Origin of the sequence: Propionivibrio sp., from assembly GCF_017995515.1 — a bacterium.
Classification (GTDB): domain Bacteria; phylum Pseudomonadota; class Gammaproteobacteria; order Burkholderiales; family Rhodocyclaceae; genus Propionivibrio.
In genome coordinates this window covers 2106-14297 of record NZ_JAGOIT010000089.1, presented here as the reverse complement: position 1 = coordinate 14297, position 12192 = coordinate 2106, and the positions used below count along the sequence as shown (strand labels likewise).

At 59.4% G+C, this 12192-nt stretch carries 12 protein-coding genes; 8 read left to right on the top strand and 4 right to left on the bottom strand.

The genetic code is table 11. The annotated features are described in order from the left end of the window. The 3 genes from KBA32_RS13435 to KBA32_RS13425 all read right to left on the bottom strand — a co-directional run. On the bottom strand, positions 1–497 hold a 497-nt coding region (locus KBA32_RS13435), incomplete at its 3' end, for a ParB N-terminal domain-containing protein (RefSeq protein ID WP_294359735.1). Continuing rightward, positions 494–2056, bottom strand: coding sequence for a recombinase family protein (locus KBA32_RS13430; RefSeq protein ID WP_294359733.1), 1563 nt, complete (start codon positions 2054–2056; stop codon positions 494–496). The genes KBA32_RS13435 and KBA32_RS13430, both read right to left, overlap by 4 nt. 193 nt (positions 2057–2249) lie before the next feature. Further along, entirely contained in the window at positions 2250–2672 is a 423-nt protein-coding gene (locus tag KBA32_RS13425; protein ID WP_294359731.1) for a hypothetical protein, read from the bottom strand. A gap of 229 nt (positions 2673–2901) precedes the next feature. Here KBA32_RS13425 and KBA32_RS13420 point away from each other — a divergent pair, with 229 nt between their 5' ends. The 7 genes from KBA32_RS13420 to KBA32_RS13390 all read left to right on the top strand — a co-directional run bounded on the left by KBA32_RS13420 (position 2902) and on the right by KBA32_RS13390 (position 9735). Further along, positions 2902–3951 (top strand): DUF977 family protein, encoded by a 1050-nt coding sequence (locus KBA32_RS13420; RefSeq protein ID WP_294359729.1) that lies wholly within the window; start codon positions 2902–2904, stop codon positions 3949–3951. Positions 3952–4064: 113 nt separating this feature from the next. Next, positions 4065–4673 carry an AbiEi antitoxin N-terminal domain-containing protein gene (locus KBA32_RS13415; protein WP_294359727.1) on the top strand — a complete coding sequence of 203 codons (609 nt, stop codon included), beginning with the start codon at positions 4065–4067 and terminating at the stop codon, positions 4671–4673. After that, positions 4670–5578, top strand: a complete 909-nt coding sequence (locus KBA32_RS13410; protein ID WP_294359725.1) for a nucleotidyl transferase AbiEii/AbiGii toxin family protein — start codon at positions 4670–4672, stop codon at positions 5576–5578. Before KBA32_RS13415 ends, KBA32_RS13410 begins: the two co-directional genes overlap by 4 nt. Positions 5579–6198: 620 nt before the next feature. Continuing rightward, positions 6199–6519, top strand: a complete 321-nt coding sequence (locus KBA32_RS13405) for a hypothetical protein (RefSeq protein WP_294359723.1) — start codon at positions 6199–6201, stop codon at positions 6517–6519. 5 nt (positions 6520–6524) lie between these two features. Next, complete coding sequence (greB, locus tag KBA32_RS13400) at positions 6525–7088, top strand: transcription elongation factor GreB (protein WP_294359722.1); 564 nt, start codon at positions 6525–6527, stop codon at positions 7086–7088. A 136-nt stretch (positions 7089–7224) separates the two neighbouring features. Beyond that, on the top strand, positions 7225–9135 hold the full coding sequence (gene htpG, locus KBA32_RS13395) for a molecular chaperone HtpG (RefSeq protein ID WP_294359719.1): 1911 nt from the start codon (positions 7225–7227) through the stop codon (positions 9133–9135). Between the two features lie 93 nt (positions 9136–9228). After that, positions 9229–9735 (top strand): DNA-deoxyinosine glycosylase, encoded by a 507-nt coding sequence (locus tag KBA32_RS13390; RefSeq protein WP_294359716.1) that lies wholly within the window; start codon positions 9229–9231, stop codon positions 9733–9735. 4 nt (positions 9736–9739) lie between these two features. Here KBA32_RS13390 and KBA32_RS13385 read toward each other — a convergent pair whose 3' ends face one another. Then, the gene (locus KBA32_RS13385) at positions 9740–10165 is read right to left on the bottom strand and encodes a hypothetical protein (RefSeq protein WP_294359714.1); all 426 of its coding nucleotides are present in this window, start codon (positions 10163–10165) and stop codon (positions 9740–9742) included. A gap of 249 nt (positions 10166–10414) precedes the next feature. Here KBA32_RS13385 and KBA32_RS13380 point away from each other — a divergent pair. Further along, positions 10415–12192 (top strand): GspE/PulE family protein (locus tag KBA32_RS13380; protein ID WP_294359712.1); only part of this gene is annotated, 1778 nt, incomplete at its 3' end.

Genomic DNA, 12192 nt, shown 5'->3' with positions numbered 1-12192 from the left:
GAGGCGAACAACCGCGACATCAAAACACGGGGCCCGATGGGCCCCAATTTCGTGCACCTCTCGACGCCAAATTCAGCCGCCATTCTATGCCGCCAAATTTCTACGGATTTGCGCAGCCGGCAACAGTAACCTTGATCACGTAATTTTTCAATGCCTGCCAGCAGTTCCAGGGTACGTCCCTGGCGGCGAGCAATGTTCTCTGCCAGGCTCATGATGAAAGCGTCCTCATCACTGACATCGACCACCATCGCTGGAATCGTGGTTTCGCCCAGTGATTTGAAGGCATTGAGCCGGCCTTCACCGCAAATCAGCATGAACTTCTCATTGCCATCGGCGTCGGTTCGCGGCGTCACGGTGATGGGTTTTTTCAGACCGATATTTTTGATATTGCCCACGATGTCGGCGAAGACTTTGCCATTGCGGTCACGCGAGTTAAGCACCTCAATCTTGTCGATCGGAATCATTTGCAAGTTGCTGGATGGGGGCTCTTTTTTCATGCTGCTCTCCTGACTCGTGTGCGTTCGGCCATGCCATAGAGGAAATCCATGCTGTCGAACCGGTAACTCTCGAACTCGATCCCATTGTGTTCAGCCAAGCTGATGCGTGGTTGGCCGAAATCCAGTTGCGGCAGTAGGTAGTAGTCGAGGGCGGTTTGGTTGGCATGATCCAGGCGCACCGCCACTGTGATGTCCGGCCGCAGGCTGGTATCGAAACGGACCTTCCACCGATGTCCGCCAGCCTCGGTGGTGTGGCAGCGAACCACGACCACTGAAACGCTGAACTCTTGATTGACTCGCAGCAGATCGGTCGCCGGATCGCGGACGACCAGTCCGCCAATTTCGCTGATTTGCGCCTCCGTATCTGCCACGATGACCGGATGCACCCGGCGCAGGAGGCGATTGACCTCCAGGTAGTGATAATCCCGGTCGGGCGTGAAGCCGACCATCTGGTAGGCCCGTATCAGACTGCCAAAGCGATTCATATAGACAGCGGCCGATGGCATGTTTTCGGTCTCGTCGATGATCAATCCCGACAGGAGACCGCGATTTTCGTAGAGCGCACGCAGCCGCTCGATCAATTCCTCGTCGGTGTAGCGCCGATTTCGTTCTCGGATAATGCCCTGCGCCGTGTAGAACAAGTCAGGTTGAACGATGGGCTCGAAGGCCGCTTCTTTCTTGATCCACATCTCCCTGGGATTCTCGACCCGGGTTTTCTTGAGCTTGAAGGAGATCCGGTTATAGACGTTGTTGCCGATGTACTTCTCATTGGTCAGGATTTCCTGAACGGTGGCACGGGTCCAGTCGCGCCCCAGGTCGGTTTTTACGTTCATGGCGTTCAGGCGGCTGGCGATCTCGGAGGTCGAGATTCCGTGATCGATAAACCATTGGTAGATCAGATTGACGGTGCGAACTTCGTCGTCCGGGCCAGGCATCAGGATGACGCGGTCTGTCTGCAAACTCTTGTGCTCGCCGCGTGATAATTCGCTCTTGATTGATCCGTTCTGGTCCACGAGGATGCGGCGTAGGCCGTAGCCGGCTGGCCCACCTTGCCGATACCCCAACTCGATCAATCGACATTGCCCGGCGAAAACCTTGGCGGACAATTCCCGGCTGTACTCGCCGGCCATGGCACGTTTGACGCCTTTGACGATGGTGGAGACAGGCGAGCCATCGTTCTCGAACTGTTCGGCGCAGTAAGCCACCTGAATGCCGGCACGACGGCAAATGTATTCGTAGTACGCGGATTCGTCGGCGTCCTGGAAACGTCCCCAGCGGCTGACGTCGTAGACCAGAATGATCTGAAAATCGGCCTGACCGGATTCCACATCATTGATCAGCTGTTGTAGTGCCTGGCGGCCATCGATGCGCAGACCACTCTTGCCAGCATCGGTGTAGGTCTTGATGATCTCGATGCCACGGTGGGCCGCATATTCCTTGATTTTGTCGCCCTGGTTTTCCGTCGAGTATTGCTGGTGCTCGGTGGACATCCGGACATACTGGGCAGCCTTGAACAGCGAAGCTTGACTTCCGTCGTCTGTGTTTTCTTGTTCTTCCATTGCCGAGATCGCCCCTTTGCATACGAAAAGCTGCCTCTCAATCGCCGGGCCTCATGTCGCTTCATCGGATGTAGGATCCTGATGGGGTCAGGGACGGTTGCGCGATAGATTGAGAATGCACGCGCTGGAAGTTATCAGTCCAGCGCGGCATTTCCCATCACGTCCTCATTTGCAATCAGACGTCGACAAGCACTCAAGGCATTGATAGGACAGTGATTTCAACGATCAACTCGTATTCATTTGCAATCACGTCGGCAATGACCGGAATGAGCCGATAACGCCCGGAGGCCAAAGGGGAAAGCTCCGGCAACTCGTATTCATTTGCAATCATCGGATTTCTGGACCGCTGATTGCGGGTCTGCTGTAGATTTCGGTTGCGGTTGGCGTAGTCCGGATTAGCCTGGCGATATTGCTTCCAGTAGTCCGGATGTTCGTTTCGCCACTGTTCGATTTTTTGCGGTTCGTTGCCTTGATAGTCAGCGTCGACCTGTCGTTTTTCCTCCAACCAACGCCGACGCCGTTCGCGTTGGCATTCGGGAGATGAGCAGTAGGTTTGATTCGGAACTTTTGGGTGATTCTGAAACGTGGTCCCACAGGCTTTGCATTGCTTGGTCATGATGCACTCCATTCAAAGATTGAAATGGAACGTGCGTGACCGGACCGCCTTCGGCCGGGAAGGGTGCTACCGGGTGGGCGTGTTCTTACACGCCCGTTCCGACCCATCGGGTCAGACGTCAATCGCCCGATGTTCCGCAACACTACGGGATAAGTCGATGAAATGGGTGTAATCGGGCGTGAGAATGGTTTTCTTCTTTATTGGGTGTAAATGGGTGTAGTATTGGTTCATGCTGAAAACTGACTCCATCCAGATCACCCCAGAGATCCTGAGTCTGATTGCCAGGATCGACGAGTTCAAGGGCGCTTGGCGTGCCTTGGGTACGCTCGCGCCCGATCGCCTGTCGGCCCTTCGCCGTGTGGCCACCATTGAGAGCATCGGCTCCTCCACCCGCATCGAGGGCAGCAAGCTGTCCGACCGGGAGGTAGAACAGCTTCTGTCGACCCTCGAGATCAAATCCTTTGCCACCCGTGACGAGCAGGAAGTGGCCGGATATGCTGAGCTGATGGACTTGGTGTTCTCGTCGTGGCAGAACATCCCGTTCACCGAGAACCACATCAAACAGTTGCATCAGATCCTGCTGCACCATAGCGAGAAGGACACTTGGCATCGCGGCAACTACAAAACCAATTCGAACAGCGTTGCCGCTTTCGACGAAACCGGCGCGCAGATCGGTATCGTGTTCCAGACCACGTCACCTTTCGATACCCCTCGCCTGATGACAGAGTTAGTGGCCTGGGTTAACCAGGAGCGGGAGACTGCCCGACTGCATCCATTGCTGATCATTGCCCTGTGCGTTGTCGTTTTCTTGGAGATCCATCCTTTCCAGGACGGCAACGGGCGGCTCTCTCGGGCGCTGACCACGCTCATGCTGCTGCAGGCCGGGTACGCCTATGTGCCGTACAGTTCGTTGGAAAGCGTGATCGAACACAGCAAGGAAGCCTACTACCTGGCGTTGCGTCAGACGCAAGGCACGATCCGCACGGAGTCACCGAACTGGCAGCCGTGGTTAGTGTTCTTTCTACGTTCCTTGGCCGAGCAGATGCGCCGCCTGGAAAAGAAGGTCGAGCGCGAGAAAATTGTGTTGGCAGCCATGCCCGAACTGCAGTTACAGATCGTCGAGTTCGCCCGCGAGCATGGCCGCGCCACCATTGGCGAGATCATCAAACTGACCGGTGCCAGTCGTAATACGCTCAAGCAGCACTTCCGTACTTTGGTGGAACGCGGCACATTGAACCAACATGGCAGTGGCCGAGGGGTCTGGTACGACCTGCGCTGACGTTCGCTACGATCTCGTGCGATCTCTGATGCCGATGACGGGGTGGGCGTGCGGGGGTACGCCAGTTCCGATTCATCGGCAGTTATTGACATTTACCGATGTTATGCAACACTATGCCCGACATGGACACTACTGCCGAGAGGCTGATCGATCTCGCACGATCCCAAGGGCTGATCCGCCCCTGTGATCTAGCCCCGCTGGGAATTCCCCGGGTTTCCCTGACCCGTGCCGTCCGACGCGGGCAACTGGAGCGGGTCGGGCGAGGGCTGTATGGCGTGCCCGGGCGCGAGGTCTCGGCCCACGGATCACTGGCCGAGGTGGCGCGCAGAGTGCCCAAAGGCGTGGTCTGCCTGCTCTCGGCACTGCGTTTTCATGACCTGACCACCCAGGCTCCCTTCGAGGTATGGCTGGCCATCGAGAACAAGGCCCTTGCGCCGAAACTCGACTTTCCGCCACTACGCGTCGTGCGTTTCTCCGGCGCGGCACTGACTGAGGGCGTGGAGGAACACGTCGTGGATGGCGTGATCATCCGTGTCACCGGCGTGGCCAAGACTGTTGCCGACTGCTTCAAGTACCGGAACAAGATCGGCCTCGATGTCGCCCTGGAGGCGCTGCGCGAGGCTTGGCACGAGAAACGGATGGCCAGTGACGACATCTGGCGCTACGCCAAGATCTGCCGCGTGGCCAACGTGATGCGCCCCTACCTGGATAGCCTGACATGAGTGCTCGCAACATCAGTGCATCCGTCCGCGATCGGCTGCTCAATAAAGCTCGGGCCGAAAAGCTGGACTACAACCTGCTGCTGACGCGCTACGCACTGGAGCGCATGCTCTACCGCTTGAGCATCTCGAAACAGCGCGACCAGTTCCTACTCAAGGGCGCATTGCTGTTCGACCTGTGGTTCGACGTGCCGCATCGGCCAACCCATGACGCAGATTTCCTTGGTTTCGGTTCTGCCGAGATCCCGCACATCGAAGAGATCTTCCGGGATATCTGTCGCATCGAGGTCGAGGACGGGATCGCGTTCCAGCCTGATACCGTGAAGGCCGCCGAGATTCGCAAGGAAGCCAACTATGCTGGCGTCCGGGTTACGTTGCAGGGGATGCTGGACAGTGCCCGCTGCCCGGTGCAGATCGACATCGGATTTGGTGATGCGGTTGTGCCCGGCCCGGATGAGGTTCACTACCCGGTCATCCTCGGCGAGATGCCAGAACCCCATCTGCACGTCTATCCCCGCTACACGGTTGTTGCCGAAAAGCTGGAGGCGCTGACCTCATTGGGCATGCTGAACAGCCGGATGAAGGATTATTTCGATCTCTGGATATTGGCCAAGCATTCAGACTTTGATGGCCAGATATTGTCGCGGGCGGTTGCGGCAACCTTTGACCGTCGGCGCACAGTCATCCCTACAGGATTGCCCATCGGGTTGAGCGACGAGTTCATTAGCGACGCCCAGAAGGCCAAGCAGTGGCAGGGCTTCCTGCGCAAAAATGCTCTGGATCCGATGCCCTTGGCTACGGTGGTCGCCGATCTGCGCGATTTTCTAATGCCGGTGCTGGTAGCCATTGCTGCCGGTGGTAGCCACGACTATCCTTGGCGTGCCGGCACCGGATGGCAGAAGCCATGATCTTGGTAGGCAACACGGAGTTTGGTACGAACTCAGGTAACCTCTGATGCGAGGCGCTTGGTCGAAATCGACAGACATGAATCTTCGAAAGCCTCAATGTCGACCAATCGATACAGTACTCGGCCCTGCAGTTTAAGGAACCTTGGACCAATGCCTTCTCTGCGCCATCGTTCTAACGTCGCCTCACTGACATCCCAGCGCGTGGCAAGATTTCTTTGATTGAAATGGATGGTTTCGGTGCATGACTCCGAACGGGTTGGTGGGAGTCCATGAAGGCGCTGTTCCGTTCCAAAGCCAAGTTAGCCATCGGCAACGATGTGGGTTTGGGTTCGACTGCGGGATTCGGATTCGAACTGCGCCATGATTGTTGATGCAACAACACATCGCATTTGATAGACTGCCGGCTGTTCAGGCATCTTTCCGCGAATGTTCTTGGTAGCATTCGCAAGTAAGAATGCACTGAGTTGGTGGAGTTTGGCGGGAGTTGCCGCCCCACCGCCAGGCCACCAATGATGAAGCCCCTCACGGGGCCTTGTTGTTTTGGGCCCCTCCATTTCACCAAGTGACGGGCATAGAATGTTCGGCATCGTGATTTCTGGCATACGGTTTGGGGGGGGCGCATGTTCTATTACGTGACGGTGGTGTTTGGCAAGGACCGAGAGTACCAGTACAAGTTGTCGGAGGTCGAACTGGCGGAAACGTCACCCGAGGAGGCGCGGCGCTGGTTCGACCGGGAGTTTGCTGAGTTGAAGAAGGACCCGGTCAATCCAGTCGGCAAGGTGCTGATCATCGACAAGATCCTCGACGTTGCGCGCGCCGGGGGTGAGCAGCGGTTTGCCGACGGGCAGAGCTGGGCCGCGAAGTTTGCCCGCTGCGCAGCGCTGGCCCTAGGTCGCGATATGGTTCGCGTCGACGTACCGGCGTATTCGATCAGCTACTGATTCGCATGAACAAAGCCTTTACGCGTGAGAACGACGGCGACGACGATGACGAACTCGAACCGTCGCCGGCCTTGCCGCAAGGGACGCGCAACTACATCACGCCCGGCGGCTATGCGCGTATCAAGAATGAACTCGACCACCTGTTGCGCGTCGAGCGGCCGCATATCGTCGAAGTCGTGCATTGGGCGGCGTCGAACGGCGATCGCTCGGAAAACGGCGACTACATCTACGGGAAGCGGCGCTTGCGCGAGATCGACCGGCGTATCCGTTTCCTGACCAAGCGCCTCGATCTTGCCGAGGTCGTCGATCCGGCGGCGCGGCAGGAGAGTCTCGATCAGGTCTTTTTCGGCGCGACGGTGACGATCGCCGACGAGAACGGCGACGAGCAGACCTACCAGATCGTCGGCATCGACGAGACCGATTTCTCGCGCAATCGCATCAGCTGGGTGTCGCCGCTGGCGCGCGCGCTGACCAGGGCGCGCGAGGCAGACATCGTGCGTTTCCAGAGTCCGGCGGGAATGCGCGAGATCGAAGTGTTGAGCGTCGAGTACATCGCCATCGAGCCGTGACGGCCGGGCGCCGCGTCTTTCCGCCAAGGGCTTGAAAAGCCTGTTGCCGCCCCCATTTGTGCCGACGATGCCGGGCAGCCATGCTGCGCCGGTCTTTCTTTCCGATCCAGTTCAACGCTTTTCACGGAGTCACTTCATGTCCGCAACCAAGGAAACACTGGGCTTCCAGACCGAAGTCAAGCAGCTCTTGCACCTGATGATCCACTCGCTGTACAGCAACAAGGAAATCTTCCTGCGCGAGCTGGTATCCAACGCGTCCGACGCCTGCGACAAGCTGCGCTTCGAGGCGTTGAACAATGCTGGCCTGTTCGGCGATGACGTGGATCTGAAAATCCGCATCGCCTTCGACAAGGAAGCGCGCACGCTGACGATCTCCGACAACGGCATCGGATTAACCCGTGACGAAGCCGTGGAGCATCTGGGCACGATCGCCAAGTCCGGCACGCGCGAGTTCTTCTCTGCGCTGACCGGCGACCAGGCCAAGGATGCGCACCTGATCGGCCAGTTCGGCGTCGGCTTCTACTCGTCCTACATCGTTGCCGACAAGGTGACCGTCGTTTCCCGCCGCGCCGGTGTCGAGGCCAACCAGGCCGTCAAGTGGGAATCGGCGGGCGAGGGGGAATTCACCGTCGAGATGATTGAGAAGGCCGGTCGCGGCACCGACGTCATCCTGCACCTGCGCGATGGCGAGGACGACTTCCTGTCGAGCTGGAAACTGAAACAGATCGTGCGCAAGTATTCGGACCACATCACGCTGCCGATCGTGATGAAGGGCGAGAAGTGGGACGAGGAGAAGAAGGAACAGGTCGAGACCGACGAGGACGAGACGATCAATCAGGCCTCCGCGCTGTGGGCGCGCCCGAAGTCGGAAATCACCGACGAGCAGTACAAGGAGTTCTACAAGCACGTCGCGCATGACTTCGAAGAGCCGCTTTCCTACGTGCATGCCAAGGTCGAGGGCAAGCAGGAATACACGCAGCTGCTCTACATCCCGCAGCGCGCGCCGTTCGACATGTGGGACCGCAACGCTCGCCACGGCATCAAGCTGTACGTGCGCCGCGTCTTCATCATGGACGACGCCGAGCAGTTGATGCCGCTCTACATGCGTTTCGTGCGCGGGGTCGTCGATTCGAATAACCTGCCGCTCAACGTCTCGCGTGAAATCCTGCAGGAATCGCGCGACATCGAGACGATTCGTGGCGGTTGCGTCAAGAAGGTGCTGTCGATGCTCGAAGGTCTGGCTGACAACGAAGAGGCTGCCGAGAAGGAGAAATTCGCCAGGTTCTGGACTGAGTTCGGCCGCGTGTTCAAGGAAGGCATCGGCGAAGACTTCGCCAACAAGGAGCGCATCGCCAAGCTGCTGCGCTTCGCCTCGACGCACAACGACACGCCCGATGAAACCGTTTCCCTGGCCGACTACGTCAGCCGCATGAAGGAAGGCCAGGAGAAGATCTACTACGTCACCGCAGAGACCTTCACCGCCGCCAAGAACAGCCCGCACCTCGAAATTTTCCGCAAGAAGGGTATCGAAGTGGTGCTGCTCTCCGACCGCGTTGACGAGTGGGTCACCGGCCACCTGACCGAGTTCGAAGGCAAGCAGCTGCAGTCCGTCGCCAAGGGCGGCCTCGATCTCGGCAAGTTGGAAGACGAGGCGGAGAAGAAGGAAGCCGAACAGGCCGCCGACGAATACAAGGAGCTGCTCGAGAAGATCAAGACCTCGCTTGGCGAGAAGGTCAAGGAAGTACGCGTCACGCACCGCCTGACCGATTCGCCGTCGTGCATCGTCGCCGACGAACACGACATGGGCGGTAATCTCGCGCGGATTCTCAAAGCGGCCGGCCAGAAGGCTCCAGAGATGAAGCCGATCCTCGAGATCAACCCGAAGCACCCGGCCGTGCAGCGACTGAAGTACGAGGAAACGCGTTTCGACGACTGGGCCAACCTGCTGCTCGAACAGGCGACGCTCGCCGAAGGCGGCACGCTCGACGACCCGGCCGGCTTCGTCAAGCGCATCAACGAGCTGATGATGGCGCTGTCGGGCAAGTAAAGACGTTTTTGACCACAACGTGCACGGCGATCACGACGAGAAACGAACTGCTTTCGTTGTGATCGTCGTGTCGTTGTGGTGAACAGGTTTTGCGTGCCTCCTGATCCAGCACTTCTTTTCGGCCTGCCGCCGATTCTCGATGCCGAAGTCGAGACGCTGATCCTCGGCAGCTTTCCCTCGCCGGCCTCGCTCGCTGCCCAGCAGTACTACGCCCACCGCCAGAACCAGTTCTGGCGCGTGATGGCCGCGGTGCTTGGCGCGCCGCTGATCGAACTCGACTACGCCGAAAAGCAGCGATTCCTATTGCAGCATCGCATCGGCGTGTGGGACGTTTATCGCTCCTGCGTGCGCGAAGGCGCGCTCGACTCGGCGATCCGGCTTGCCGAAGCCAACGACTTTTCCCGCCTGGAATTTCAGGTGCCGTGCTTGCGGCGCATTTTCTTCAACGGTCAGACCTCCGGTCGCTTCGAAACCATCTTCCGTGAGCACGGCTACGATACCCGTGTGCTCCCCTCGACCAGTCCGGCCTACACGCTGGCCTTCGCCGAGAAGGTAAATCGCTGGCGGGCAGCCGGGATCGGCGGGGACGCGACGCGCTGACCGATTACTTCGTCGGCGCCAGCGTATCGCGCAGGCATTGGCGGTGCGCATCACCCTGCTTGTCCTTGCACACCGCGCGGGCCTTCGCGTGCAACTCGCAACGCGTGCGATCCGAGGCGGCGCTGCATTGGTCCCCGGGCCCCTGTTTTGCTGTGCAGCGTTGATCGGTTCTTCCCCCTTGCGCCTGGCAGTTGGCTCGTGGTTTGGCCTTCTTGACGACTTTCGCCCGCTTCGGTGGCGACTTCGGCTCGGTGACGGTCGGGTTGGGTGTGGCTGCCGGTTGAATCGGCGCCGGCTTTACGGTTTTGACGGATGGATCTGTTTCGGCGAGTCCGGGTGCGCCGGGGACGCCGGCCGGGCCAAGTTGTGCAAGTGCCGGTAAGGCGACGAACCAGGCGGACAGTGCGGCAACAAAAAGCGGGGATTTCATGGTGTGCTCGGGGAAAGTCGGGGTGAAAATGTCTTCGGCATTGACGTGGCGGCAAACAGCGCAGTGAAGCTCGGTACTGCACGACCGGATGGATTGTAGCCGCACTTCTGCGCGCCGTGTTGCGACTGCATCGCCCGGTCGTTCGTCCGGCGCGTGAAGGGTAAAGCGGCGTTAATGCCGGTCGGGCAGCATTGGATCGCATGGGCTTGTCGGGTATAGTTTCCGCCTCACTCCATTGGGATTTCCGCTATGCCTGACTTGTCGGCGCGCACCGTTCCCGAGCACCGCCTGACGGTCGCCGAGCTCCTTGGTTTAATGGTTGCCGACGGTCTCGTCGAAAAGGCAGATGCCGATGCGCTGATTGCCGAAAGTCGACTGCGGCGGCAGTTGGTCCATCCATTGGTTCTTATCGGCGAGCAGAAGTGGAAGTCGCTCTTGCCGCCGCATCGTCCCTTGCTGCTCGACGATGTCGGCGAGTGGCTGGCGGCGCGCATCGGCCTCGAGTACTACCACATCGATCCGCTGAAGATCGACTTCACGGCAGTAACCGACGTCATGTCGAGCGCCTACGCGACACGTTTCGGCATCCTGCCGGTGCAGGTGAATGCCAGCGAACTCGTCGTCGCGACGACCGAACCCTTCCTGCGCGACTGGGAAAATGAGATCGGCGGCATCATCAAGAAGCGCATTCGCCGCGTGATCGCCAGCCCGAGCGATGTGGCGCGCTATCTCGTCGAGTTCTACAACCTCGCGCGTTCGGTCAAGAAGGCGGCACAGCTCGGCGGACAGAGCGCCGGGCTGTCGTCCTTCGAGCAACTCGTCGAACTTGGGCGTACTAATCGCCAGTTCGACGCCAACGACCAGCACATCGTCAACATCGTCGACTGGCTATGGCAATACGCCTTCGAGCAGCGCGCCAGCGACATCCACATCGAACCGCGCCGCGAACTCGGCATCGTGCGCTTTCGTATCGACGGCGTACTGCATCAGGTGTACCAGATTCCGATGAGCGTGATGGCGGCCATGGTCAGCCGCATCAAGATCCTCGGCCGCATGGATTTGGTCGAGAAACGCCGGCCGCAGGACGGGCGCATCAAGACGCGCACGGCCGACGGGCTGGAAGCCGAGCTGCGCCTTTCGACGCTGCCGACGGCCTTCGGCGAAAAGCTCGTGATGCGGATTTTCGATCCGGAAGTACTCGTTCGTAATTTCACCGACCTCGGTTTCAGCGTCGAGGACGAGTCGCGCTGGAAGGGGATGTCGGGCAGCCCGAACGGCATCATTCTCGTCACCGGTCCGACCGGTTCGGGCAAGACGACGACGCTGTATTCGACCTTGAAGCAGCTGGCGACGCCGGCGGTCAATGTGTGCACGATCGAAGACCCGATCGAAATGGTCGAACCGGCCTTCAACCAGATGCAGGTGCAGAAGGCGATCGATCTCGACTTCGCCGAAGGCGTGCGCGCGCTGATGCGGCAGGACCCGGACATCATCATGGTCGGCGAAATCCGCGACCTGGAAACGGCCGAAGTAACGATCCAGGCGGCGTTGACCGGCCACCTCGTGCTGTCGACGCTGCACACCAACGACGCGCCGGCGGCGGTGACGCGCATGCTCGACCTTGGCGTGCCGTCCTACCTGATCGGCGCAACGGTGCTCGGCGTGATGGCGCAGCGCCTGGTGCGCGTACTTTGTCCGAGCTGCAAGAAATCCACCCCGGCGACGGCTGAGGACGAGGCGATGTGGGATCGCCTCGTGGCGCCGTGGAAAGCCAATCGCCCCTCGCACTTCCATCATCCAGTCGGCTGTCTCGATTGCCGCATGACCGGCTATCGGGGACGCGTCGGGATCTACGAGATCCTGATGCTCTCGCCCGACATGAAGCAGGCAATCAGCGACAACGCCGACGTGGCCAAGATCCGCGACCTCGCCTACCGCGAAGGCATGAAGCCGCTGCGCATTTCGGGTGCCATGAAAGTGGCGGCGGGCGTGACGACACTGGCCGAAGTGTTCAAGGTGGCGCCGCC